Raw genomic sequence first — 24,880 nt, forward strand, 5'->3', positions numbered from 1 at the left:
TGATCTTGTGTGGCCTAGCCTGCCCCACTCACCTGAAAGACCTGAAAGGCTGTACCTTCCGCAGCTTGTATCCGTCTGAGATAGGCCGGGATTTCACCCGCAATCAATCGCGGTTGCAAACCACGGCCCTGTGACGCCCAGGACCAGAATTCGGCGCGCGGTGCGGACGTGCAGAGCATGACGTAATCCACGTCCAGCTCGGTCAGGCGTGATCCGATCTGGTCGGCGTCCGATCGGAACAGTTCGATCTGCGCCAGAATTCCAGCCTGATTCCGGTGATAATTGCCCGCCAATACGGAATGGTCGGTATGGCGCAGCACGTTCGCGGCAAAGTCGAAATCAACAAGAACTCTGCCGGTTGGCAGGCCATGCAGGGCTGCATAGGCTTCGGGCGTTTTGCAGGATGCCCCCGAATTTTGCTGTGACTGTCGGGCCGGCATCGCGGATGCGGCAAAGGACGGCTCGGCAAAGCGCCCCAACTGCTCATCGATGCTGGCGCCGGTTTTCGGCGAGATGCAGAGGATGAAAGCAACCATCGCAAGCCCTGACATCGCGCGGCGACTGCTTGCATAAGAGGTGTACAGGGCACGCAGGATCTGCGCCTGGACAGCCACCAGCGAAACGCCCAGGAATGTCATCATTCTGGACTGATAGAGGAACACCACCAGGCCGGTCACGATCAGGGCCAGAAACAGGGCGTATTCCAGTCTGAAGGGCGATCTGACTGCAAAGATCAGGGCGGCTGCCACGCACAGGATCGACATCGCGATCAGGGCCAGCGCTTCGCCCCGGTGCCGTTGCAGAGTGACGTTGATTTTCTGGGCTTCCGCCACCTGGCTCAGCCAATAGTCGCGCATGTCCTGAGGCAGGGCTTCGATCGGATTGCTGAGACAATGCGGGGCGAAATCGTAAGCGCAGGCCAATGTCACCACGCCAATTGCAACACATGCGCCGACCCGGCCCCAAAGTGACCAGCCAGACCCGATCCAGGCCACAATGCAAAGCCCCGCCGCGGCAACGCTCGCCGGCAACGCCACGCTGAGAGTCAGGGCGTCACAGCTTGGAAACAGAAAGGCCTCGTGTCCCGTTGTCGCAAGGCTGGTCAGTACAAGCGTCACGACCAACCCGATACCGAATGCCATGGTCCGGCGACGGGTCGGTTCACCGTTGACGATCCAGTCAATGGCAAAAAACACGGCGACAAGTGCGATCTGCAATATCGATTCGGTGCCTATCGACACCGAAAGCGCCAGGCAGGCACCCAGCAGCCATCCGGCATATGGTTTGTCCCTGCGCAACGCAAACAGCATCAGGGCCGTGGCGAACAGAAGAATCTGAGCATTGTGGTGATCAAACGAAAAATAGTCGAACTTCCTGGAGTGTTCGAGCGCCAGCACACCCACAACCAGTGCCGAAACAGCGCCTTCCCGCGCGCCCAAAACGCTGCCTGTCACCGCAAAGGCCCACAAGGCCAGGCCGGCCAAAAGTGAGGGCCAGGCGAATGCCGTCACCTGAAGGGCCGTATCGGGCGGCAAAACCAAACCGAATGTTCCGTAGAGCAAGGCGATCGGCGCGTCGATCAATCGGGACCAATGCATCAATGTACCGCCCTCGGGACCCAGCCGATACTGATGGTTGTCGAACCAGCCCTGCCCCTGCAACAGATCCTGCACGACCACCCAGCGCATCACGTCGTCAGAGCCATCCTGATGACCACTCAGGGTCATCAGAACCAGAAGTGCCACATAGGCGCATACAAAAAATCGCAGAACCACCCGGTCTGCGAAAATCCTGTATGTTCCCTGCGATTTCTGCATGGTTCTCTGCCCTTGACGATCTTGCCCGCGACGGACCTTACAAGACAGACGTGACTGAATTGAGGCAACAGGCACAGTCAGCGTTTCTGACTTTTCGAGCATGAAAACAGGTAAGCCGCACAGGCGAAAACTGGCCGGTCATGAGCGCAACGGTTCCTGACCCCGGCTAGCTGACGCTTTCTTCTTCCAGATGCAGCTTCATCTCGATCAGAACCTGTTGCAGCAAACTGGTTTCTTTCAGCAACCGTTTGGCTTCGTTGACGGTGATGATTCCGTCTTCGATTGCGGCCTGATACTCGGTCATCAACATCGCAAACCGCTGGCTCAGCGCAATGACATCCGAATTGACGCCACCGGTGCGGGGGGTAGAGGTGTTGCGGTCGCTATAGGACAAGGTGATGTTCTTCAGATCCGCCAAAGCCGACGTCACGTGCGGGTAAGTCGCCGCGTTTTCAAGGCGGGCCACCGCGTCCACAGGCATGAACCTGTCCTCGTGCTCAGCATTGTCGGAATAGTATCGTCCCAAAGTGGCCTTGGATTTCCCCGTAATTTCACACGCGGCTTCGATTCCAACATCTTTGACCAGCGCTTCTGTGTGTTTTTTCAGATAGGCCCCGATATCTGCCATTGTTTTACCTTTGTTACCTGCAAACGCCTGCCCGATGTCCAAACGGGGGAAAGCGTGGGTAAATTTCCCATAACCAAGTCATAATTGAAATGTCATACATTGGCTATCCCTCAGATATGCGGGGGATTTTGTGAGTGAGTGGCGGCAGTTCAAGCCGGTAATGAGTGATTGCGGGGTGATATTGTTAAGCCTTGCTGCGTTTTGGCCACATGTTGGCCGACGGCGTCGCTGTTGCAGATGTGGGGGTTCCATCCCCTAGAGCGTAGCTCGGCCTCTGCGAACGCAACGGCGACGTCGCTCCATCAAAAAGATTGGTATCTTGTTCCTTTTCCCCAAGCGTTTTAGACCCGCGCCATGGCAAAGCTGTATTTCAACTATTCAACCATGAACGCGGGGAAATCGACCGTATTGCTGCAAGCCTCGCACAACTACCGCGAGCGTGGGATGCAGACATACCTGATGACCGCGGCCATTGACGGAAGGGCGGGTGCCGGACGGATCGCATCACGCATCGGCATCTCGGAGGAGGCCGATACCTTCACGCCCGGCGACGACGTCTTCGCGATGATCCGAAACAGACTGGGCGACGGTCCGGTAACCTGCGTGTTCATCGATGAGGCACAGTTCCTGTCCGAAGCGCAGGTCTGGCAGCTGGCCCGGGCCGTCGACGATCTGGACGTACCGGTGCTGGCCTACGGGCTGCGGGTGGATTTTCAGGGCAAGCTGTTTCCCGGATCAGCCGCGCTGCTGGCTCTGGCTGATGAGATGCGCGAGGTCCGCACCATCTGCAAATGCGGACGCAAGGCCACGATGGTGATACGTCAGGACGAAAACGGCAACGCCATCACCGAAGGTGCCCAGGTTCAGATCGGCGGCAACGAGACCTATGTTTCGCTGTGCCGCAAACACTGGCGCGAGGCGGTGGGCGACTAGACCAGGTTGGGCAACGCCTCGCCCGCCACAAATGCCGCCACGTTATCCAGTGCCATTTGCCCCATGCTGCTGCGCACCTCTTCGGTGGCCGTGCCCAGATGGGGCAGCAGGGTGACGTTTTCCATTTCACAAAGGGCCCGGGGCACTTTGGGCTCGAACTCATAGACATCCAGCCCGGCCCCGGCAATCTGACCCGATTGCAGCGCCGCGATCAGGGCCGCTTCGTCCACGACCTCACCCCGCGCGATATTGACCAGAATGGCCGAAGGATTCATCGCCTGAAGAATCTGCGCATTGATCAGGTGGCGGGTTTCCGCACCGCCGGGAACCGCAAGCACAAGGAAATCGACCGAGGCGGCAAGGGCTTCAAGGTCAGGTGTAAATTCTGCCGGGAAATCCAGATCTTTTGCATTGCGGGACTGATAGGCCACCTGCATGGCAAACCCGAAATGACAGCGGCGCGCGATGGCCTGCCCGATGCGGCCCATGCCGACGATGCCCACGCGCTTGCCGGTCACATGTTGGCCCAACATCTGCGTCGGGTGCCAGCCCTGCCACTGACCCGACCGCACCAGCCGCTCACCCTCACCGGCGCGCCGGGCTGTGATCAGCAGCAGGGTCATGGCGATATCGGCCGTGGCGTCGGTGACAGCGCCAGGGGTGTTGGTTACATCAATCCCGGCCGTGCGTGCAGCATCCACGTCGATATGGTTGAAGCCAACACCGAAATTGGCCAGCAGCTTGCAGCGCGGCTGACCGGCCTCGGCAAAGATCTGAGCCGAGAACTGATCGCCCAGCGTCGGGACAACCACGTCGTAATCGGCCAGAGCGGCCAGCATCTCCTGCCGCGCCATGGGCAGGGTGTTTTCCCGGATGGTCACATCGAAATCGGCGCGGGCGCGCGATTCGACTGCCGGAGTCATCGAGCGCGTGATCAGCAGTTTCATCAGTGCATCCGCCCGCCTGTAGGAACCTTACCGTCAGGGCCGATCAAAACGATCTCGCCGCTATCATCGGGCAGGCCAAGCACCAGAACCTCGGACATGAACTTGCCGATCTGGCGAGGGGGGAAATTGACCACTGCCATGACCTGTTTGCCCACCAAGGTCGACGGATCATAATGCGCGGTGATCTGGGCCGAGGTCTTGCGTTCGCCAATCTCATCACCAAAGTCTATCCACATCTTGATCGCGGGTTTGCGGGCTTCGGGATAGGGTTCGGCGCGGATCACCTCGCCCACGCGGATATCAACCTTGAGAAAATCGTCGAAAGAAATCTCACTCACGTGACAGCTCCTTGGATCGGTCGGTTGCGGCCTTGACGGCACGGTGCAGCAGGTCGGGGAAGCCCCGTTCTTCATGCATCAGCACCTCAAGCGCGGCCTGGGTCGTGCCGTTCGGCGACGTTACATTGATCCGCAGTTGAGACGGATCCTCGTCAGCGGCCATCGCCAGTGCGCCGGCCCCGGCCACCGTCGATTTGGCCAGTTTCATCGCAAGGTCATGCGGCAGGCCCTGCGCCTCGCCGGCTTTGGCAAGTGTTTCAATCAGATGGAACACATAGGCAGGACCGGATCCGCTGAGGCCGGTGACCGCATCCATCTGCGTCTCATCTTCAAGACGAACCGTCTCACCCACCGCCGACAGCAGGTTTTCGGCTAGAGCCAGATCCTCGGCAGAGGCGTGGCTGTTGCCGATCAGCGCGGTGATGCCCTGACGGATGGCGGCGGGGGTGTTGGGCATGGCGCGAATGATCGGCGTATCGCTGCCCAGAACGGATTCGAACGTGGCAATCGAGGTGCCCGCCGCGACCGAAACAAACAGCGTGCTGCCACCGCCCAGCGCCTGAATGGCGGGCAAGGCCTCGCCCATCATCTGCGGCTTGACCGCGACCAAAACCACGGCAGGGGCTTCGGGCAAGGGTGTGTTGATGTTGACGCCCTGCGCCTTCAGCCAGTCGGACGGGTGCGGATCGATCACCCAAACGGACGCTGGCGGGAGGCCGTGTTCCAGCCATCCCGCCAGCATTGCGGACCCCATCTTTCCGCACCCCAGAAGCACAAGCCCCTGTTCGGCCACACGCGTCATGTCCATTTGCCCCTCCCGCGTTACATGTCGGTTCGGGGCAAAGCTTTACGCCCGGCCGTAGGCCTCTGCAATGGCCACTTGCATGGCTTCTTCTGGCTCTCGATTGCCCCAGGTGACCAGTTGAATCGCCGGATAGTACCGTTCCGCGCTCATGACGGCAGCGGTGATCATCGTGTCGATCTGTTCGGCGCTGGCTGTCTGCCCCCCGGCAAGGACCAACCCGTACCGGTACACCATCAGCTTCTGGTTCGCCCAATAGGTAAAGGCACCTGCCCAGCACTGATCATTCATCTTGTTGAGCAGCTCATAGAGCTGCATTTCCCGCTCGGCCGGTGGTTCCATTTCGAACGAACACACCATCCGCAGCGTTTCGTCATAGTTGGACCAGGCGAGGGTGATCGAATACGTCCGCCACTGGCCCTCGACAGCCATGGCGATCTGATCGTCCCCAATGCGGTCAAAATCCCAGTCGTGGTGTTCGGCCAGATGTTCAACAATGTCGATCGGATGAATGTCTTCTTCGAGATACTGCTCGGAAAGGGCCATAATGCCACCTCACTAATCTCTAGCATCTTGGGGCTGGCAGCGCCCCAGCGCTAGTTGCCTGCTCTACAAACCGGGCTTCCCCCATAGGCCTGTACTAAATATGGTGCGATGTGGCGTGGGTTCTGGCAACCCTATTTGTTGGGGATAACAGCAATAAGTTGTGGACAGAAGGCAACGTGGATCAAAATATTGGCTGTCGGGTCAGCTTTGTCTTGATTAAATCCCGCAATACGTCAGAATGCACGACACCGCACAATCCCGGTCGGATTGCGCGGCGGCAGAGTTTGTCCAAAACTGTGAAATCAGGGAACGCCCGCGGCGTTACTTGTCCAGTTTCGCCTCGAGTGCGGCAATGCGGGCTTCGAGTGCGGCGTTTTCTTCGCGCGCTTTCTGGGCCATGGCGCGGACGGCATCGAATTCTTCGCGGGTGACGAAATCACGGTCGGCCAGCCAGCGGTCGATCATCGACTTCATCGCGTTCTCGGCCTCTTCCCGCGCGCCCTGCGCGACACCCATGGCGTTGGTCATCAGCTGGGACATGTCGTCCAGTATCTTGTTGCGGGTTTGCATATCTTTACTCCGGTATCGCGGTTGATCTCTATATGGGGAAAGATTGCCGCAGGCTCAAGGTTGACTTGCCCTGCAAACCCCGGGCAATGAGACGCACATGCAGGCTGTTCTGAATTTCCCCGATCTGTCGCCCGAATTGTTCTCGATCTCGCTGTTCGGGATGGAGTTCGCGTTGAGGTGGTATGCGCTGGCCTATATCGCGGGTATCCTGATTGCTTGGCGGCTGGCAGTCGTGGCGTTGCGCCGCCCCGCCCTGTGGCCTGCGGACGGCCCGCCGATGAAACCGGGCCAACTGGAGGATCTGGTCACCTGGATCATTCTGGGCGTGATCCTGGGCGGGCGGCTGGGCTTTGTGCTGTTTTACCAACCTGGCTATTACCTGTCGCATCCGCTCGAGATCGTGAAGGTCTGGCAGGGCGGTATGGCGTTTCATGGGGGGCTGCTGGGCGTGATTCTGGCCTCGTATCTGTTTGCCCGGCGCCATCGGATTCCGGCCCTGTCGCTGGGCGACCTGGTTGCCTACACCGTGCCACCCGGCCTGCTGTTGGGGCGGCTTGCCAATTTCGTCAATGCCGAGCTGTGGGGCCGCCCGAGCGAGCTGCCCTGGGCCGTCATCTTTCCCGGTTTTGCCGCGCAGGACTGCCCCGGCGTGGTTGCGGGAATGTGCGCCCGGCACCCCTCGCAGCTGTACGAAGCGGCGTTGGAAGGCGTGTTGCTGGGCGCGTTGTTGCTGTGGCTGGTCTATCGCCGGGGAGCCTTTCAGAAACCCGGCCTGATCATGGGCACGTTTCTGGCCGGCTACGGCGCATCGCGCTTTATTGTTGAATTCTTCCGCCAGCCGGATGCGCAGTTCGTGTCGCCCGGCAATCCGCTGGGATTGGCCTGGCATGTGGGCGGATATGGCCTGACCATGGGCCAGATCCTGTCATTGCCCATGATCGCGCTTGGCCTGTGGTGTGTCTTGCGCGCAGGGCGGGCAAAATGAGCCTGACCGATCACCTGATCGCCCGCATCCGACAGGATGGCCCGATGAGCGTGGCCGACTACATGGCCGAATGCCTTCTGCATCCCACGCTGGGCTATTACACGACGCGTGATCCGTTGGGGGCTGACGGGGATTTCACCACGGCACCGGAAATCAGCCAGATGTTTGGCGAACTGATCGGGCTGTGCCTTGCGCAATGCTGGATGGATCAGGGCCGTCCCGCGCCATTCACCCTGTGCGAATTGGGGCCCGGGCGCGGCACTCTGATGAGTGACATATTGCGTGCCACCCGAACCGTGCAGGGATTTCACGATGCTGCCCGGATTTTGCTGGTCGAGGCCTCGCCTGCCCTGAAGCAGGTGCAGGCGGACACCCTGAAGGGTTACACACCGAACTGGGCTGACAGTGTCGCAGAGTTGCCGGACCAGCCACTGCTGCTGGTGGCGAACGAGTTCTTCGACGCGCTGCCTGTCCGGCAGTTCCTGCGCGACGGTGACGGCTGGAGTGAACGCCTGGTCGGCGAGCGCGACGGCGAATTGCTGTTTGGGCGAGGGCCCAATGGGCCACAAGTGGCGCTGGCGGACAGGCTTTCGGACACCAAGGATGGTGATCTGGTCGAGCTGTGCGCGGCTGCGATCCCCATTCTGACCGTGATTGCCGGTCGGATCGCCAGCCACGGAGGTGCCGCGCTGATCGTCGATTATGGCGACTGGCATTCTTTGGGCGATACACTGCAAGCCCTGCAAAACCACAAGCCCGCCGATCCGCTGGCGTCACCCGGTCAGGCAGACCTGACGGCACATGTGGATTTTGAGCCTCTGGCCATTGCGACCCGCGCCTGTGGAGCCAGGCACACACGCCTGACACCGCAGGGCGTGTTTCTGGAACGGCTTGGCATAACCGCCCGGGCACAGGCTTTGTCCCGGTCGCTGAGCGGTTCCGAGCTGGATGCCCTGGCTGCCGCGCATCGCCGGTTGACGCATCCGGCCGAAATGGGAAATCTGTTCAAGGTGATGGGCCTCTATCCGGCCTATGCTGCACCACCGCCGGGATTAGAGCCATGACACTGGAAATTCTGACTTCGGACTTGCTTTCCCCATTTCGTCACGGGTTCTTCACCCGTCGCGGCGGGGCGTCCTCTGGTATCTTCAACGGGTTGAATTGCGGTTATGGATCGTCTGATCAAACCGAAATTGTCGCACTGAACCGTCGGCGGGTTGCCGATGCGATGGGCGTCGCGCCCGAGGCGATGATCGGCGTGCATCAAGTTCATTCCCCAACAGTTCTGACGGTTGAACAGCCCCTGGAAGGTGAAAAACCACGCGCGGACGCGGTCGTGACGGCGACACCTGGTCTGGCGCTGACAATTTTGACGGCAGATTGCCAGCCAGTTCTGTTTGCCGATCCCGTGGCCAATGTGATCGGAGCAGCGCATGCGGGCTGGCGCGGCGCACTCGACGGTGTGCTTGAGGCGACTCTGGACGCCATGGAAGCGCTTGGCGCGGCACGCCGGAATATCAACGCCGTCATCGGCCCCAGCATTTCACAACGCGCCTACGAAGTGGGCCCCGAGTTTCTGGACGCATTTATCGCCGATTCCCCAGACAACACCCGGTTCTTTGCGAACGGACAGGATGACCGGCTGCAATTCGACCTGCCCGCCTTTGGTTTGCACCGATTGCGGCAGGCCGGTGTCGGGCAGGCGGAATGGACCCGGCACTGCACATATTCCGACCCGGACCGGTTCTATTCATATCGCCGCACAACACATGCAAACGAGGCCGATTACGGGCGGTTGATCTCGGTCATAAGATTGTGATTTTGGCCCAGATTTAGGCGTCGCGCCACTTTTCCGCCACATTTGTTGTGTTTACCGGACTCAGAATCGTAACGAGTTTTGCCAGCTATCAGATGGTCTTCTGACGTCCTTGTTTCGGACGCTGGCGAGTTGAGTGGAAGGATGGACCGAGTATAAATTTCTTGTCTGCAAAACATCCCGGATAAGCCTTATCCATGCCGCAAACGTGCGTCACAAAAGGTTCATAACGGATGCGGGAAACAAACCCGTTCGGAGCAGGACCAGAAAATGAAAACCAAATCTCGCTTTCTCAAAGCCATGGTTGCCGCCACGCGGAGCCAGAAGCTGGAAATGCCGTGGAAGCGGGTATCAAGCCATTCTGTCAGGGTCGCCAGCCGCATCGCGGCACGACGCTGAGACAGAAACACCCCGAGGCCAAGCTGCCGGTCTCGATTGGGTGAACGCGCTTCGGGCTTGCTCCTGCCCGATGTGTGATGCGTCGCGATCTGAGGGGGTCGAGACGGATTCAGGAGTTGTGTGTGTGCGGGCAATTTTCGCCCGTGAAGTACGAGTTTGTCTGGGGGGTCAATGTGTTGACCATTGGAAAGCGAGATTTTGTCGCAATGCGGGGTCCGACCGACCGCCGCCCAAGGGTCACCCATTTGTTTCAAGACAAAGAACCAGTTCGCCAGGTTGGCCTGTACGGGGTTACGCCGCGCCTGACCGGACAATTTGAGGGGAAGGAATATTTATGACTATTCCTAGTTCACTGGCCCGTGCGGCCAGAAATGCGATCGAAACGACAGCCATGCTGCGGGACGCACCGCGACCGGTTGCGAAACCAAAGGCCCAGCTGCGCCGGTATGAAGTCAGCACCCTGTTGAAAAACGGAAACGTGGTTCAGACCAGACACATAGCGCCTGCCCTGCCAATGTTCGAAGACGCCTTTTGTGCCTTCACGCGCGGATCGCTGGTTGAAACGGAACATGGGCCCATGGCCATCGAAGACCTGATGCCGGGGGATACTGTCCTTACTCAGGATGGCGCGTCGGAAACCGTGCTGTGGAAGGGATCTGTCACTCTGATCCCGGGACGTCCGGATTCGCGGGGCCGCACGCGGCCGCTTACGCGCGTCACGGCAGATACATTCGGGATCCAAAAGCCGATGTCGGGTGTAATCGCCGGGCCTGCGGCACGGATCGTGGGCACACCGACGCATTTACGGCATTTGTATGGAAATGACCCGATTCTGACACCTGTGTCCGAATTTCAGGATGGAACGGGTGTGATTGAAACAATGCCGCCGACGCCAGTTGAACTGTTTCACATTTGTCTGAAACGGCATTCCGTTATTCGGGTAGATGGTTTACAGTTCGAAACGTATCACCCAGGTGTGAACGCGGTCCGGATGATCAGCCACTCTTTGCGGTCGGTTTATCTGAACCTGTTTGCGCATATCGAGTCGCTCAACGATTTTGGTCCGCTGCTGATGCCGCGCGCCGGGGACGGAGAAATCAACGCGATGACAGCCTGAGTACGATAGCGATTACTGCATTATGGGGGGCATCATGCAGCTGTTACTAAGTTGGATTCTATCCTTGGCGGTGGCTGCCATGCTGCCACCGAACACCGCACCTGCAAAACGTCTGGGGGTTACGCCGTCCGGTTCATTCGTTCTTCCAGAACGTCGAACGGCACGCCTGGCTCGTCTTTTGCGCCGCGGATAACAAGCGATGTCTTGACGCTGGCCACATTTGGCGTGGTCAGCAGTTCACCGGTCAAGAACTGCTGAAAACTGCTGAGATCGGGTGCGACGCATTTCAGGATGAAGTCCACCTCGCCGTTCAGCATGTGGCATTCACGGACCAGAGGCCATTCGCGGCAGCGTTCTTCGAACGCGCGCAGCTCGGTCTCGGCCTGACTGTCAAGACCGACCATGGCGAACACCTGCACTTCAAATCCCAGCTCGCGGGAATTCACCTCGGCGTGGTAACCGGTGATATAACCGGATTCTTCCAGGGTGCGCACCCGGCGCAGACAGGGCGGCGCCGAAATTCCGACCCGTTTGGCAAGTTCCACATTGGTCATCCGACCGTCTGCCTGTAGTTCCGCCAGAATCTTGCGGTCGATATCATCCAGCCGAGTCGTGACCATCAAATGCTCCTGATTTTTGCGGTTCTTATATCAGCCCCCCACGTGCGCGCAATAATGTTTCGTACATGCGCAATTTTCTTTGTTTTCAAATCTCTCATTTCGCCCTCACCCTGCGCAAGGTGGCTTGAATGGGCTTGAACAGTAAGGGGCTTTAAGCCGGGTCTGTCGGTCGCTATATCGGGGCGACGGGCCAAAAGCCCAATTCAGGCAATTCGAGCGGAGTTACCATGGCCGACACACGACACACCAAGGTTCTGATCATCGGATCGGGGCCAGCAGGATACACTGCGGGCGTTTACGCAAGCCGCGCCATGCTGGAACCCATCCTGGTGCAGGGTATCGAGCCCGGCGGCCAGCTGACGACAACGACCGAGGTCGAGAACTGGCCCGGCGACACCGAGGTACAGGGCCCCGACCTGATGGTCCGGATGCAGGATCATGCCAAGGCCATGGGTTGCGAAGTGATCGGAGACATCATCAACGATCTGGACCTCAGCCAGCGCCCCTTCACCGCCAAGGGCGACAGCGGCACCACCTATACGGCGGACGCCGTCATTCTGGCGACCGGCGCGCGCGCCAAGTGGCTGGGCCTGCCGTCGGAAGAGAAGTTCAAGGGCTTTGGCGTTTCAGCCTGCGCCACCTGCGACGGGTTCTTCTATCGTGGACAGGAAATCGTGGTGATCGGCGGCGGCAATACGGCCGTGGAAGAGGCCCTGTTCCTGACCAATTTCGCCAGCAAGGTGACTCTGATCCATCGCCGCGATGAGCTGCGCGCGGAAAAGATCCTGCAAGACCGGCTGATGAAGAACGACAAAATCGAGCCACTGTGGTTCCACGAGTTGGAAGAAGTGATCGGCACCGACGCGCCGCTGGGCGTCGAGGGCGTACGCGTCAAGCATGTCAAAACCGGAGAGATCACTGAAATCCCCTGTAAAGGCGTGTTTGTTGCCATCGGCCACGCACCCGCGAACGAGCTGGTCAAGGACACGCTTGAAACGCATATGGGTGGCTATGTCGTCACCAAACCGGGCAGCACGGAAACCTCGGTTCCGGGCGTGTTCGCAGCGGGCGATCTGACCGATCACGTCTATCGTCAGGCGGTCACAAGCGCCGGTATGGGCTGCATGGCGGCACTGGATGCCGAACGGTTCCTGGCGGAAACCGAATAACGCGAATTCTGAATTTTGCAGGGCTGCCCCGGTGAATTCAGATCCGAAGGCCGTCAGCCTTTTCAGTACAGTGCCCCCGGGGTTTAAGGGGGCACTGCAAAGCATACGCTGCGCTGCAATCACTGATCGGCAGCCGATGCCACCTGCCAATCCCTTGACCCCCAGCCAGCGGCGTATCAGGATTGCTGAGGGAAAAGCGAAAAACAGGTGAACATTTGAACAACGCTCTTTGGCGCGGCGGGTGGTCAACCCGACTCAGGATCGTCAGTGGTCTTGTGTTGTTTGTGTTCGCATTCTTTCATTTCATAAATATTGGCTTGGGCCTGTTTCACACGGATTACCTGCACGGGATGCAGGACGGTCGAAAGGCCGTCACACGCCACGATGTCATGAGCGTGCTTTTCTATGCTGCCCTGTTCACGCATGCAGGTCTGGCCCTGACATCGATCGCGCAACGCAGAACCCTGCGCATGCCATTCAGCACGGCGTTGCAGGTCGTTCTGGGTTTGCTGATTCCGCTGCAACTGATCTCGCACATCGTTCAGACGCGGGTCGCGCACGAAGTCTATGACGTCAATGACGAGATGGGATATATCATCATCCTGATGTGGCCCAGTATCGCCGTATGGATGCAAAGCGCCTTGCTGCTGATTGTTTGGATACACGGCTGCATCGGTTTGCATATGTGGTTGCGGCTGACCCGGTGGTGGCCGCGGGTCGTGCCCTATCTGATCGGCGTTGCGGTTTTCGTGCCATTATTCGCGTTGGCCGGATTGCTGACCGAAGGTCGACGCATATGGGCCGACTTTGCTGATGAATTCCTGCGCGAGCAATATATCGAGCACTACAATTGGCCATCGCCCGAGACCTTCCAGACCCTGTTCAGTGTAAAAGACTATGGCCTTTTGATCTTTTGGCTGGCTCTGGGGGCGACGGGTCTGGTTTACATCGGGCGCAAACTGTGGCGGCGCAGGCATTCGGTGCGCGTGAATTACGCCAAAGGCCCCGAGGTGGTCGCGGAAAAAGGCATGACTTTGCTTGAGATTTCGCAGGTGAACGGCGTGCCGCACGCCGCCCTGTGCGGTGGAAAGGGGCGCTGCACCACATGCCGAGTCATCGTAGAGGATGGCAGCGACGCCCTGCCCCCGCCCGGCGACGTCGAAGCACGCAGCCTTGCTGCTGTGGGCGCCTCGCCGCAGACGCGACTGGCCTGCCAGATACGCCCTACGGAACCCACCACCGTTTTTCGGGTTTTCAGGCCAGATGGCGGGCGCATACGCGGGCATGCCAGCCAGGGTCAGGAATGTCAGTTGGCTGTTTTGTTTCTGGACATGCGCAGCTTTACTGCGCGTACGACCGGCCAATTGCCTTATGACATCGTGTTCCTGCTGAACCGGTTTTTCGATGCGGTCGTGCCTGCCATCACCAAGGAAGGCGGTGTCGTGGACAAATATATGGGAGACGGGCTGCTTGCCGTTTTTGAAAAGCCGAATGCGGCGGCGTCCGCCCGTGCCGGGTTGCAAGCCGCCATCGACATCAGTCACGCCCTTGATGAATTCAACGCACAGCTCGAGGCCGAAGGCAGCCCCGGCATTCGCATCGGGATGGGTCTGCATCTTGGGGATCTGGTGGTGGGTGAGATCGGCGCCGCGGGCCATGCGTCAAAAACCATAATCGGCGACGCCGTCAATGTCGCCAGTCGTCTGGAAAGCGAAACCAAGGCGCTGAAGGTCGAACTGCTGGTCTCGCAAGAGTTGCTGGAGGCCGCCGGTGTAGTCGTGCCCCAGGACGATATCAGATTGTTCCAGCTGCGCGGCGTGTCTGAACCGATTCCCGCCCTGCCCGTCACCCGTGCATCCACACTTGAGCAGAACGCCACAAAACAGGAACAGGAATTCTCTGCATGAAGCAATAACCTCTGATCGTTAGGATCAGATCATCGATTTGACTTGTGAATTAGAAATTCCTTCCAATTCAAAAATATTCGGCGCATATCCTCCTTTGTTACATTCCCGCCTGTGGACTTCGCCTGTCAGTCGGTGCAAACGCCTCGAAACCGCCTGATATCCACTGGCAAATCAACACTGCGACAAGAGAATTCCAATGACGATGTTAAGCAATCTGGCCCCGATCCCCGAACTGTATGTGTCATACGATTCGGCGCAGAAGCTGAAGGTGGAAGCGGCCGACCTGACCAGCTGGGATCTGAGCCCGCGTCAGATCTGCGACCTGGAACTGCTGATGAATGGCGGGTTCAACCCGCTCAAGGGATTTCTGAGCGAAGCGGATTACGACAATGTGGTCGAGAATATGCGCCTGGCCGATGGAACGCTTTGGCCAATGCCCATCACATTGGATGTCAGCGAAGACTTCGCGGATCTGATCGAACTTGGGCAGGATATCGCTCTGCGTGATCAGGAAGGCGTGATCTTGGGCACCATGACCGTGACCGACCGCTGGACTCCGGACAAGTCCCGCGAGGCCGAGAAGGTCTTTGGCGCCGATGACGATGCCCACCCGGCAGTGAACTATCTGCACAACGTGGCCGGCAAGGTCTATCTGGGCGGACCGGTGGTCGGAATCCAACAACCCGTGCACTACGATTTTCGTGGGCGCCGCGACACCCCGAACGAATTGCGCGCCTATTTCCGCAAGCTGGGCTGGCGCCGCATCGTGGCCTTCCAGACCCGCAACCCGCTGCACCGCGCGCATCAGGAGCTGACCTTCCGCGCCGCCAAAGAGGCACAGGCCAACCTGCTGATCCACCCGGTCGTGGGCATGACCAAACCGGGCGACGTCGATCATTTCACCCGCGTGCGCTGTTACGAGGCGGTGCTGGACAAGTACCCCGCTTCGACCACCTCTATGAGCTTGTTGAACCTGGCCATGCGCATGGCTGGCCCGCGCGAAGCCGTCTGGCACGGGCTGATCCGCGCCAACCACGGCTGCACCCACTTCATCGTCGGCCGCGACCACGCGGGCCCCGGCAAGAACAGCAAAGGTGAGGATTTCTACGGCCCCTATGACGCGCAGGATCTGTTCCGACAGTTCCAGGACGAAATCGGCGTTGAAATGGTAGACTTCAAGCACATGGTCTATGTGCAGGAACGCGCCCAGTACGAACCGAATGACGAGATTCTCGACAAGGACAACGTCACGATCCTGAACATCTCGGGCACCGAACTGCGCCGCCGCCTGCGTGAAGGGCTGGAAATCCCCGAGTGGTTCTCGTTCCCCGAAGTGGTCGAGGAACTGCGCCGCCGCTTCCCGCCGCGCTCCAAGCAGGGTTTCACCGTGTTCTTCACCGGCTTTTCGGGCTCGGGCAAGTCGACCATCGCAAACGCGCTGATGGTCAAGCTGATGGAGATGGGCGACCGCCCGGTGACGCTGCTGGATGGCGACATCGTGCGCAAGAATCTCAGCTCGGAACTGGGCTTCTCGAAGGAACACCGCGACCTGAACATCCGCCGCATCGGATATGTGGCGTCCGAGATCACCAAGAACGGCGGCATCGCCATCTGCGCCCCGATCGCGCCCTATGCCACCACGCGCCGTGCCGTGCGGGAAGAGATCGAACAGTTCGGTGCCTTCTGCGAGGTGCATGTGGCCACCAGCATCGAGGAATGCGAACGCCGCGACCGCAAGGGTCTGTACAAGCTGGCGCGCGAGGGCAAGATCAAAGAGTTCACCGGCATCTCGGACCCTTACGATGTTCCGGAGAACCCCGAGCTGCGGGTCGAGACCGAAAATGTCGAGGTCGACAACTGCGCCCATCAGGTGCTGCTGAAACTGGAAAGCATGGGCCTGATCGCAGCAAACGGATAACGGTCTCATCTGACCTTGTTTGGCGGTCCCCGGTCATTCCGGGGGCCGTTCCTTTTTTGGTCGCCAATTGACAATTGCCGCTGGTCCTGATGCTTTTCAGGACCTCAAGGCGGGTGTGAAACTGAGATGACGAACAAGTCTCCGACCATTGCCAGTTTCTGGTTTGGATCCGATCTGAGTTGGTTGGAGCAACTCTGCCTTCAGTCCTTTCTGGATCATGGCCACCGCTTCGTCCTTTATGTCGCGCACGAGGTAAAAGGCATTCCGGCAGGTGTCGAAACCCGCCCTGCCAGCGACGTTTTCTGGCCGCCACCTTTTGTGGTCGATGCCGAAGATAGGCAGGGCGTTGCCGTCTTCTCGGATATTTTCCGGCTGCACTTGATGCGGCAAAGCGAGGTGATCTGGGTCGATCTGGATGCCTATTGCGTACGGGCGTTCGACTTTTCGACGGATTTCGTGTTCGGTCGCTCCAGGCGGGGCGACTTCCCGACGGGTGTGCTGCGCCTGCCCACAAGATCGGCGACCCTGGAACAGATGCTGAAATTTGTCATGTCGTCTAACCCGTCCCAACCCTGGCGTGGACGCAGATTGCAGCGCCACAATCGGGAACGAACCGCAAGAGGGGAACGCTGGGGCATCGAAGCCCTGCCCTGGGCCAGTTCGGGGCCCAAAGCCTTTGGCCATTTCCTGCGCCAGACGGCAGAGGACCGCCATGCCATGACTGCTGAAACCTTTTATCCGCTGGCGCAGGAGGAATTGTGGAAGCTACACGATCCGCGCATCGCGACGAACGAAATCGAAACCGAAACCGTGCATTCGGTACACATCTACGGCCACCAAAAGAAACTGATGGCCAACCGGATGGGCGGGCTGCCGGTTTCAGGGTCATATCTGGACAGGTTGTGCAAACGACATGGGATCGAACCAAGTACGGCCCCGATTCTGCGGTTGGCCTGGATGTAGCCCGTCGCATCCGGCCAGGGTTTCGCGGGTCAGCCCTTGGTCAACGCCCGCCTAGTGTGTCGGCGTTTCCGGCAGGTCGACCTGCCCGCGCATCAGGATATGCCCTTGACCAGAAACCCTGATGCCCGTCATCGCATCAGGCGGGCCGACACGCGTGACGATGGCCTTCCCGGGGCGGCCCATATCGTGACCCTGCTGGGCGATGAAGCTTTCCTTTTGCATCAAGCCATGTTTCCACAAATAGGCGGCCATCGCACCGGTGGCAGACCCGGTAAACGGATCTTCGGGCGGGCTGGGCGGTGCCATGAGAAGGCGCGAAAACGTATCCCCCTCATCGGTTGCCCCTTGCAGCGTGACAAGAAACGGCTCGGCCATGTCCGAGCCGGAATACCCAGCAGTTTCAGCCACTTTGCGCAACGGGCCTTCAACCAGTTGAGCGGCCCGCAAGGCCGCATGATCCCGCAGAACAGTGATGCAGAACGGCAAGCCGGTCGAAACCATTTGAGGCGGAGAAATGATGGCTCCCGTTGGCAGACTGACCGCTGCCGCCACCAGTTCCGCGGGAACGCGCGTACCGAATTGCGGTGCGACCTGAGTCATTTCGATCTGATCCCCCTGCAACCGGATCGACACCAGGCCGGCACCGGTTTCCAGCGTCAGACCATCGCCCGAGATCATACCGCGGGATCGCATCGCCGCGACGGTGGCGATAGTCGGATGCCCCGCAAAGGGAATTTCGCGGCTGGCCAGAAAGTAGCGGACGCGGATGTCGGCCACGTCGGACGGCCCGGTAAAGGTGCATTCGACCAGAGAGGTTTCGCGCACATAGGCCATGCAGACCTCTTGCGTCAGGCGCGCACCTTCATGGACGACGGCACATCCGTTGCCACCGAAGGCGCGATCACTGAAGGCGTCCACCCAGTCAAAGTCAAACCAGCCCATGAAGCCACTCCTGCTTTAGCATTTGTGGCACGATCACTGCATAGGCGGAGAATGTCACGTTTTTTCAGCAGTGTTTCAGGCCACCTAGTGAACCGCCACCGGAGACAGGTCATGTTCGCGCGCCAGCACGAAGGCCAGCTTGCGGTCAGCGACCAGCGCCAGTTGCTGCCCGTCGGAATCGTGGACGGCGTAAAGCTGATCCAGATCGCCGGCCTGTTCACGAACTTCCCGAGGCAATTCAGATACTTCAACCGTTTTGACATAGACAATACGGTTGCCCTGGGCGTTGATTTCAATCGGTGTATTCATTGCTCTTACCCCTTCCGTATGTTGATCGTCTGAACCACGGTTTCCGGCACGGCGCGGGTCAGATCCACATGCAGCAGACCGTTTTCCATGATCGCCTCGCCCACTTCGACGCCATCGGCCAGCACGAACATGCGCTGGAACTGACGCGCCGCAATGCCGCGATGCAGGAAGATGCGCCCCTCGCTGTCGTCGCGCTGACGGCCCCGGATCACCAACTGGCGATCCTCGATCGTGATTGACAGATCCTCTTCGGCAAACCCGGCCACCGCAAGAGTGATGCGATAGGAAAAATCCGAGGTCTGTTCGATGTTATAGGGCGGGTATCCCTCATTTCCGGCCTTTGCAGACCGTTCCAGAAGGCGTTCCAACTGCTCGAACCCCAAAAGATGCGGGTATGAGCCTAGAGTAAGTTTCGACACGTATTTTCGTCCTTCTTTGTAAAAGCGACGTGGTGTGCGGCCCCGTTCTGGCAACCGCCTGCAATAGAATATGGGAAGAAACCAGGATGTCCACAAGGTCTGGCGCGATAACGTCTGACACACTATCTTGTTGGCCAAGCACCACAACCAACTCGAGTCGCCAATGAACGCGCCTACCGATCTTTCGATGAAAACAGATGAAGTATTGCGTGTTGAGCTTGAGGTCTTCCGCCGACAGCACCGCGATCTGGACGAGGCGATTCAGGCATTGCATGACAAGGGAACGGCCGACCAACTGACCTTGCGGCGCCTGAAAAAAGAGAAACTGCGCCTGAAAGACATCATTCGCCTGATCGAAGACCGCCTGACGCCCGATATCATCGCCTGAACGCCCTGTACCGCATTGCCAGCCAACCGGATTTGGCTATAGTGCGCGCTCTTTCTGAGCGCGGGGACGTATGCGGATGAGCGATGTGAAAGTAGGGATCATCATGGGCAGCCAGTCGGACTGGCCCACGATGAAGGAGGCCGCGGATATTCTGGACGAACTGGGCGTCGCCTACGAAGCACGCATCGTATCGGCTCACCGCACGCCGGACCGGCTGTGGGACTATGGCAAAACCGCTGTTTCGCGTGGGTTGCAGGTGATCATTGCAGGTGCAGGTGGGGCTGCGCATCTTCCGGGCATGATGGCGTCGAAAACGCGGGTGCCTGTGATTGGCGTCCCGGTGCAGACCCGTGCCTTGTCGGGCGTGGATTCGCTGTATTCCATCGTGCAGATGCCCAAGGGATTTCCGGTGGCGACCATGGCGATCGGGTCCGCCGGCGGGGCCAATGCCGGCCTGATGGCGGCGGGCATTCTTGCATTGCAGGATGATGCTTTGGCCGAACGGCTGGACAGATGGCGTGACGCGTTGTCAGCCTCGATCCCCCAGGAACCGCAGGGATGAGCCGGATCGGCTTTATCGGCACCGGCCATATCGCCGCGCCGATTGCGCGGCTGATGGCCGCCAAGGGGCACCAGATCAGCGTGACCGAGCGCAACGCCAAGGTTTCAGCCGCCTTGAAGGCCGAACTGGGTGTGACCGTCGCTGCGCCTCAGGCCGTGATTGACACCTCGGACATCGTGTTCCTGTGCCTGCGCCCGCATATCGCGGCCGAGGCTCTGGACCCGCTGACATTCCGCGCCGATCAGCAGATCGTGTCGGTCATGGCGGCGGTTTCGGCCGAGCATCTGGCCGCGCTTTGCGCCCCGGCGTCGGATTTCGTGCAGACCATCCCGCTGGGTTTTCTGGAAACCGGCGGCTGCCCGATGGCCGCCTTTGGCAATGATCGCCTGCTAGCGGAACTGTTCGAGCCCGAGAACCCGGTGATCAAGGTTGCGGATGAAGCCGCGCTGAACGCGCATTTCGCCATTTGTGCCATGGTTCCCGGCATTCTGGACCTGATGGCAACGGGTGCCGAATGGCTGGGTGACGCAACCGGTGATGCGGACGGGGCCGAGTTCTATACAACGCAGTTGATGGCGGGTTTTCTGGCCTCGATGGAAAAAGGCACTTCCGGGCGGTTGGCGCAGGAGCGTGACGCGCTGGCGACGGAGGGCACGCTGAGCCTGCAAATGACGGACGCCCTGAAAGACGGGGGCGCGCACAAGGCGCTGCGTTCCGCGCTTGGGGCAATTGGCAAACGTTTGGAGAGTTGAAGATGGCGGAAATGCTCGCCCAAGGTGCAGTGATCGGGATTCTGGGGGGTGGTCAGCTGGGCCGGATGCTGTCCGTGGCAGCCGCCAGGCTGGGTTTTGTCAGCCATATCTATGAGCCGGGTGCAAACCCACCTGCGGGGCAGGTTGCGGATCGCGTCACCACTGCGGCCTATGACGATGCAGACGCGCTGAAAGCCTTTGCCGATGCGGTCGATGTCATCACTTACGAGTTCGAGAACATCCCGACCGAAGCGCTGGACATTCTGGAAGCGCACCGCCCCATTCGTCCCGGGCGTGAGGCATTGAGGGTCAGTCAGGACCGCCTGACCGAGAAGACGTTCCTGCAAGGGCTTGGCCTGAAAACGGCTCCGTTTGCGGATATCACCGATCTGGACAGCCTGAATGCGGCCATCGAAGAAATCGGTACGCCCGCCATCCTGAAGACCCGCCGCTTTGGCTATGACGGCAAAGGACAAGCCAGATTGCGCACCCCCCGGGATGCCGAGGCCGCGCTGGCCGATATGGCTGGTGCGCCTGCCCTTCTGGAGGGGTTCGTTGATTTCTCACACGAGGTTTCGATCATTGCAGCGCGGGGGCTGGACGGTCAGGTGGCCTGTTTTGACCCGGGTGAGAATGTGCACCGCGACGGCATCCTGCACACCACCACCATTCCTGCCCGACTGTCCCCCGCCCAGCGCACCGATGCCATCCTGCTGGCGGCCAATATCTTGAACGCGCTGGAATATGTCGGTGTCATGGGCGTTGAGCTGTTCGTGACACCCGGCGGGCTGATCGTGAACGAGATCGCGCCGCGCGTGCATAATTCGGGCCACTGGACGCAGAATGGCTGCGCCGTGGATCAGTTCGAACAGCACATCCGCGCGGTGGCGGGCTGGCCTTTGGGGGACGGGCAGCGCCATTCCGACGTCGTGATGGAGAACCTGATCGGCGACGATATGGACCGCGTGCCTGAGCTGGCGCGCGAGCGGGATGTTGCGTTGCATCTCTATGGCAAGGCCGAGGTAAAGGCCGGGCGCAAAATGGGGCACTTCAACCGCATCAAACGTTGAGGCTATCGCGCCTGCGCGCGACGCCTTCGGCGAGAGTATTTGGGAAAAGATGAAGGTTTTGCGGTGCCTAACCCAGAAACCGGGCGGCGATGTCGCCTGACATGTAACTGACGCGCCCACCGGCCAGGGTGGCTGCAACGCGATGGGTGTCCGCATCCAGGATGACCAGATCCGCGCGTTTTCCCGGCGCGAGCGTGCCCCTGTCCTGCATGTCCAGCACCCGCGCGGGGCCGGACGAGACCAGCGCCCAGGCACTGGCCAGATCCAGCAGACCGGTTTTGGCCAGCATCAGCGCCGCGCGGCGCGGGCTGGGATAGTGATAATCCGAGGCCAACGCATCACAGAGCCCCATGGCGATCAGTTCGACGGCGCTTGCGTTCCCCTTGTGTGATCCCCCCCGCACAACGTTGGGAGAGCCGAGGATAACGTGATCCCCGGCAGAACGCGCGGCTTCGGCGGCTTCAAGCGTTTCGGGGAATTCAGCAATGCGCACGCCCCGGTCGCGCCACCATGCCCTAGTCTCGGCGGTCGCGTCATCATGGCTGCCCAAACGCACCCTCATTGAGACAAGTTCGGCGCTGAGTGCTTCGACGGCAGCGGGAACCTCGTTCCTGCGGGCATGCATATTGAGCAGCATCTCAAAATGCGCATCCGGATTGCGTCCGGCCTTCAACGCCTGCCCGGTCAGGCGCGGCGGCTTTTTGCCCTGCGCCAAACGATCATGCGGCAGGTGATCATTGAACACCACATAGGGCACCTGCCATTCGGCGATACGATGGGCCAGACCTTCGTAGTCCTCCAGCATGTTGGTCTCGAACCGCAATTGTGGGATCAGATCCGTGACGGTGCTGTTCTTGACCGCAGCGATGGCCCGAAATACCTGCGCGGCAAACTCGGGGCCGCGCACGCCACCTTCCCAGCTGTAGAACTGCGCCAGCACCGCGGTGGTGATGCCATTGGCGGCCAGTTCGGCTTCGGCTGCCAGAATACCTTCGTTCATTTGCTTCATTGCGCCCCGGCGCGGGGCGATGTGGCGTTCGAACCCGTCCCCGTGCAGATCGACGATACCGGGCAGGACAAGATAACCGGTCAGGTCAACCCTGCGCCCGGTCCGATCTTGCTGAATAACGCCCTCCGCCATCGAGAGATCGCAGCGCGACAGACCATCCTCCGGCAACAGAACCTCTGCGCCGGTCAACGTCAGATCCAGAAAAGTCATTGTGTGGGCTCCGAGTCAGGTTCCGAGCAATCCTGCCCGATGCAGATCTCGTCGATTATCTCCATCACGCCGTCCAGCCAGGTGATCTGCTGATCGAATTGGCCAAATTCGATGAAATGCAGCGCCTGAGCCATAACCCGCGGGTTGTTCATCATGAAAGTGTGGGTCACCGGAAGAACAAGATGATCCTTCATCCCTTCGACCTTGGTGGTTTCAACCGAAACCTTGCCGTCATCCGGCCCGTCGATCAGCGAGGAAAACAGCGGGTTGAGCGAATTCTCACCCGCGATCACCCCCAGTTCAAAATCCACCGGCGGCAGGCGGCGCGGAATGCCTTCGGGACCTGTGCCCAATTGCAGGCCCGCCGGGCCGTTCAGATACCCGAACACTTCCCATGCGCTCAGCTCATCGACCAACTGGCTGCCCTGATTGGGCGGGCCGAGCATGACGACACGACCCAGGTTTTCGGGCCGATGGTCCTTGAGCCAATAGCGCAACAGGATACCGCCCATGGAATGCGCAACGACATTGGCTTTGTCATCGCCACATGCCGCAAGCGCGTCCGGTATGGTTTGCCTTGCCAGTTCCGGAATACCGATTTCGGTCGATGGATACCCGTGGCGCACAACGGTATAGTCATGCGCCTTGAACAGCTGCTCCATCACGGTGAACGAGGCCTCGGTGCGCGCAAGGCCGTGCAGAAGGATCACGCATTTCGCACTGGCTGCGGCAGGAACGAGGCAGAAGAGCAAGGCAATCAAAAGTTTCATAACCGCCAGATAAAGCCTATCAGCCTTTGATAAAAGCCCTAGCCCCGATGACGTCGCAGCACGGCCAGCGCGATACCGCCCAAAACAAGCGTGGCGCCGATGATCAGCCGTGCTCCGGCAATCTCGCCCAGAAAGACGACACCGCCGAGAATTGCGATCACCGGCACGCTGAGTTGAACGACAGCCGCCACGGACGGGGCCAATTGAGGCAAAACACGATACCACAAAGCATAGCCAAGCCCGGATGTTACCGCGCCGGACAGGACGGCCAGCAGATATCCCGCCCCGCTCATCTGCCAGACGCTGCCGCCGGCAAGCATCGCCAGGGCAGTCAACGGCAATGCGACGATGAAATTGGCGGCCGTTCCCTCCAGCGGGTTTGTTTCAGAACGGCCCGCTATCGAGTAAAGGGCCCAACCAATACCGGCGGCGGCCATCAAAGCCGCGCCAGCCAAGTCGACCTGAACGGCTCCAGTCGGCCACAGCACATAGGCAAGACCAGCAAGCGCGACCCCTGCCCCTGCCACCTGCCGTGCGGTCGGAGTAGCACCCGTCAATGCGCCGACAGAAAACATCGTAATTTGCACCACGCCGAACAGAATCAATGCGCCCAAGCCTGCATCCAGCGTCAGGTAGGCGATTGAAAATCCGATCATGTAGAGCGTCAACGACCCCGCGCCAATGATCCGCCTTCGATTGCGCAGCGGAAGGCGCCCTCCGCGTGCCAGCACAAGAGCGGCCAGGACCACGGCCCCCGCCAAAACCCGAACGATGGCAAATCCGGTCGGATCGCTGGCTCCGCTGTCGATGGCCAACCGGTTCAGAATGGAGTTCGCCGCAAAGGCACACATGGTCAGGGCGGTGAGCAAAAACAATCTCATGCCATCCGCATAGCCGTTTGGGCGGGATTTGCACACTCACTTTCGCGAAGGTTGTGGGAACAGAAATCCGGCGCCGGACAAAGCAGCGTCTAA

Annotated in this window: 28 protein-coding genes; 14 read left to right on the top strand and 14 right to left on the bottom strand. The window is 59.7% G+C overall.

Features of this window, described 5'->3' with window-relative positions; translation table 11 throughout:
- Positions 1-14 precede the first annotated feature (14 nt).
- Positions 15-1,817, bottom strand: coding sequence for a hypothetical protein (locus GS611_RS07880; protein ID WP_171634406.1), 1,803 nt, complete (start codon positions 1,815-1,817; stop codon positions 15-17).
- Between the two features lie 166 nt (positions 1,818-1,983).
- A complete protein-coding gene (locus GS611_RS07885; RefSeq protein WP_152458969.1) occupies positions 1,984-2,445 on the bottom strand; it encodes a hypothetical protein in 462 nt (153 codons plus the stop codon).
- Positions 2,446-2,799: 354 nt separating this feature from the next.
- Here GS611_RS07885 and GS611_RS07890 point away from each other — a divergent pair, with 354 nt between their 5' ends.
- On the top strand, positions 2,800-3,378 hold the full coding sequence (locus GS611_RS07890) for a thymidine kinase (RefSeq protein ID WP_171634409.1): 579 nt from the start codon (positions 2,800-2,802) through the stop codon (positions 3,376-3,378).
- On the opposite strand, the gene GS611_RS07895 is transcribed toward GS611_RS07890, so the two are convergent.
- The 5 genes from GS611_RS07895 to GS611_RS07915 all read right to left on the bottom strand — a co-directional run bounded on the left by GS611_RS07895 (position 3,375) and on the right by GS611_RS07915 (position 6,581).
- On the bottom strand, positions 3,375-4,325 hold the full coding sequence (locus tag GS611_RS07895) for a D-glycerate dehydrogenase (protein WP_171634412.1): 951 nt from the start codon (positions 4,323-4,325) through the stop codon (positions 3,375-3,377). The two genes, GS611_RS07890 and GS611_RS07895, sit on opposite strands and share 4 nt — an antisense overlap.
- Positions 4,325-4,663 (bottom strand): tRNA-binding protein, encoded by a 339-nt coding sequence (locus tag GS611_RS07900; protein ID WP_171634415.1) that lies wholly within the window; start codon positions 4,661-4,663, stop codon positions 4,325-4,327. Before GS611_RS07900 ends, GS611_RS07895 begins: the two co-directional genes overlap by 1 nt.
- Positions 4,656-5,471, bottom strand: coding sequence for a pyrroline-5-carboxylate reductase (gene proC / locus GS611_RS07905; RefSeq protein WP_171634418.1), 816 nt, complete (start codon positions 5,469-5,471; stop codon positions 4,656-4,658). Before proC ends, GS611_RS07900 begins: the two co-directional genes overlap by 8 nt.
- Positions 5,472-5,510: 39 nt before the next feature.
- Positions 5,511-6,011: a YbjN domain-containing protein gene (locus GS611_RS07910; RefSeq protein WP_152458973.1), complete on the bottom strand. Its 501-nt coding sequence runs from the start codon at positions 6,009-6,011 to the stop codon at positions 5,511-5,513.
- A gap of 321 nt (positions 6,012-6,332) precedes the next feature.
- Positions 6,333-6,581 (bottom strand): accessory factor UbiK family protein, encoded by a 249-nt coding sequence (locus tag GS611_RS07915; protein ID WP_152458974.1) that lies wholly within the window; start codon positions 6,579-6,581, stop codon positions 6,333-6,335.
- Between the two features lie 97 nt (positions 6,582-6,678).
- Here GS611_RS07915 and lgt point away from each other — a divergent pair, with 97 nt between their 5' ends.
- The 5 genes from lgt to GS611_RS07935 all read left to right on the top strand — a co-directional run bounded on the left by lgt (position 6,679) and on the right by GS611_RS07935 (position 10,898).
- A complete protein-coding gene (gene lgt, locus GS611_RS07920; protein ID WP_171634422.1) occupies positions 6,679-7,566 on the top strand; it encodes a prolipoprotein diacylglyceryl transferase in 888 nt (295 codons plus the stop codon).
- On the top strand, positions 7,563-8,630 hold the full coding sequence (locus GS611_RS07925) for a class I SAM-dependent methyltransferase (RefSeq protein WP_171634427.1): 1,068 nt from the start codon (positions 7,563-7,565) through the stop codon (positions 8,628-8,630). The genes lgt and GS611_RS07925 overlap by 4 nt, the downstream gene beginning before the upstream one ends.
- Positions 8,627-9,385 (top strand): peptidoglycan editing factor PgeF, encoded by a 759-nt coding sequence (gene pgeF / locus GS611_RS07930; protein WP_171634433.1) that lies wholly within the window; start codon positions 8,627-8,629, stop codon positions 9,383-9,385. The genes GS611_RS07925 and pgeF overlap by 4 nt, the downstream gene beginning before the upstream one ends.
- 267 nt (positions 9,386-9,652) lie before the next feature.
- Positions 9,653-9,781, top strand: coding sequence for a hypothetical protein (locus GS611_RS21265; protein ID WP_256367481.1), 129 nt, complete (start codon positions 9,653-9,655; stop codon positions 9,779-9,781).
- A 334-nt stretch (positions 9,782-10,115) separates the two neighbouring features.
- Positions 10,116-10,898 (top strand): Hint domain-containing protein, encoded by a 783-nt coding sequence (locus GS611_RS07935; RefSeq protein WP_171634436.1) that lies wholly within the window; start codon positions 10,116-10,118, stop codon positions 10,896-10,898.
- Positions 10,899-11,017: 119 nt separating this feature from the next.
- Here the strand turns inward: GS611_RS07935 and GS611_RS07940 are convergent, their stop codons facing one another.
- A complete protein-coding gene (locus GS611_RS07940; protein WP_152458979.1) occupies positions 11,018-11,518 on the bottom strand; it encodes an Lrp/AsnC family transcriptional regulator in 501 nt (166 codons plus the stop codon).
- Positions 11,519-11,745: 227 nt separating this feature from the next.
- On the opposite strand from GS611_RS07940, the gene trxB reads away from it, so the two are divergent.
- The 4 genes from trxB (at position 11,746) to GS611_RS07960 (ending at position 17,475) form a co-directional block, all read left to right on the top strand.
- A complete protein-coding gene (trxB, locus tag GS611_RS07945) occupies positions 11,746-12,687 on the top strand; it encodes a thioredoxin-disulfide reductase (protein ID WP_171634439.1) in 942 nt (313 codons plus the stop codon).
- A 215-nt stretch (positions 12,688-12,902) separates the two neighbouring features.
- Positions 12,903-14,594, top strand: coding sequence for an adenylate/guanylate cyclase domain-containing protein (locus GS611_RS07950; protein WP_171634441.1), 1,692 nt, complete (start codon positions 12,903-12,905; stop codon positions 14,592-14,594).
- Between the two features lie 196 nt (positions 14,595-14,790).
- Positions 14,791-16,512, top strand: coding sequence for a bifunctional sulfate adenylyltransferase/adenylylsulfate kinase (locus GS611_RS07955; RefSeq protein WP_171634444.1), 1,722 nt, complete (start codon positions 14,791-14,793; stop codon positions 16,510-16,512).
- Positions 16,513-16,638: 126 nt separating this feature from the next.
- On the top strand, positions 16,639-17,475 hold the full coding sequence (locus GS611_RS07960) for a hypothetical protein (protein WP_171634446.1): 837 nt from the start codon (positions 16,639-16,641) through the stop codon (positions 17,473-17,475).
- A 51-nt stretch (positions 17,476-17,526) separates the two neighbouring features.
- Here GS611_RS07960 and GS611_RS07965 read toward each other — a convergent pair whose 3' ends face one another.
- The 3 genes from GS611_RS07965 to GS611_RS07975 form a co-directional block, all read right to left on the bottom strand.
- Positions 17,527-18,417: a PhzF family phenazine biosynthesis protein gene (locus GS611_RS07965; RefSeq protein WP_171634449.1), complete on the bottom strand. Its 891-nt coding sequence runs from the start codon at positions 18,415-18,417 to the stop codon at positions 17,527-17,529.
- A gap of 84 nt (positions 18,418-18,501) precedes the next feature.
- Positions 18,502-18,726: a DUF1150 family protein gene (locus GS611_RS07970; RefSeq protein ID WP_171168916.1), complete on the bottom strand. Its 225-nt coding sequence runs from the start codon at positions 18,724-18,726 to the stop codon at positions 18,502-18,504.
- A 5-nt stretch (positions 18,727-18,731) separates the two neighbouring features.
- Positions 18,732-19,145 (bottom strand): Hsp20 family protein, encoded by a 414-nt coding sequence (locus tag GS611_RS07975; RefSeq protein ID WP_058275530.1) that lies wholly within the window; start codon positions 19,143-19,145, stop codon positions 18,732-18,734.
- A 163-nt stretch (positions 19,146-19,308) separates the two neighbouring features.
- Here GS611_RS07975 and GS611_RS07980 point away from each other — a divergent pair, with 163 nt between their 5' ends.
- From GS611_RS07980 to GS611_RS07995, 4 genes are all read left to right on the top strand, one after another.
- Complete coding sequence (locus tag GS611_RS07980) at positions 19,309-19,533, top strand: YdcH family protein (RefSeq protein ID WP_152458986.1); 225 nt, start codon at positions 19,309-19,311, stop codon at positions 19,531-19,533.
- A 76-nt stretch (positions 19,534-19,609) separates the two neighbouring features.
- Positions 19,610-20,095 carry a 5-(carboxyamino)imidazole ribonucleotide mutase gene (gene purE, locus GS611_RS07985; protein WP_171634452.1) on the top strand — a complete coding sequence of 162 codons (486 nt, stop codon included), beginning with the start codon at positions 19,610-19,612 and terminating at the stop codon, positions 20,093-20,095.
- Positions 20,092-20,847 (top strand): NAD(P)-binding domain-containing protein, encoded by a 756-nt coding sequence (locus GS611_RS07990; protein ID WP_171634456.1) that lies wholly within the window; start codon positions 20,092-20,094, stop codon positions 20,845-20,847. The genes purE and GS611_RS07990 overlap by 4 nt, the downstream gene beginning before the upstream one ends.
- A 2-nt stretch (positions 20,848-20,849) precedes the next feature.
- Positions 20,850-21,917 (top strand): 5-(carboxyamino)imidazole ribonucleotide synthase, encoded by a 1,068-nt coding sequence (locus GS611_RS07995; protein WP_171634459.1) that lies wholly within the window; start codon positions 20,850-20,852, stop codon positions 21,915-21,917.
- Between the two features lie 67 nt (positions 21,918-21,984).
- On the opposite strand, the gene GS611_RS08000 is transcribed toward GS611_RS07995, so the two are convergent.
- The 3 genes from GS611_RS08000 to GS611_RS08010 are packed head-to-tail and all read right to left on the bottom strand — an operon-like array spanning position 21,985 to position 24,787.
- Positions 21,985-23,136 (bottom strand): alpha-D-ribose 1-methylphosphonate 5-triphosphate diphosphatase, encoded by a 1,152-nt coding sequence (locus tag GS611_RS08000; RefSeq protein ID WP_171634461.1) that lies wholly within the window; start codon positions 23,134-23,136, stop codon positions 21,985-21,987.
- On the bottom strand, positions 23,133-23,906 hold the full coding sequence (locus GS611_RS08005) for an alpha/beta fold hydrolase (protein ID WP_171634466.1): 774 nt from the start codon (positions 23,904-23,906) through the stop codon (positions 23,133-23,135). The genes GS611_RS08000 and GS611_RS08005 overlap by 4 nt, the downstream gene beginning before the upstream one ends.
- 38 nt (positions 23,907-23,944) lie before the next feature.
- Positions 23,945-24,787: a DMT family transporter gene (locus tag GS611_RS08010; RefSeq protein WP_171634468.1), complete on the bottom strand. Its 843-nt coding sequence runs from the start codon at positions 24,785-24,787 to the stop codon at positions 23,945-23,947.
- Positions 24,788-24,880: the final 93 nt, after the last annotated feature.

The organism is Ruegeria sp. HKCCD6119 (assembly GCF_013110585.1).
In the GTDB taxonomy this organism is placed as follows: domain Bacteria; phylum Pseudomonadota; class Alphaproteobacteria; order Rhodobacterales; family Rhodobacteraceae; genus Ruegeria.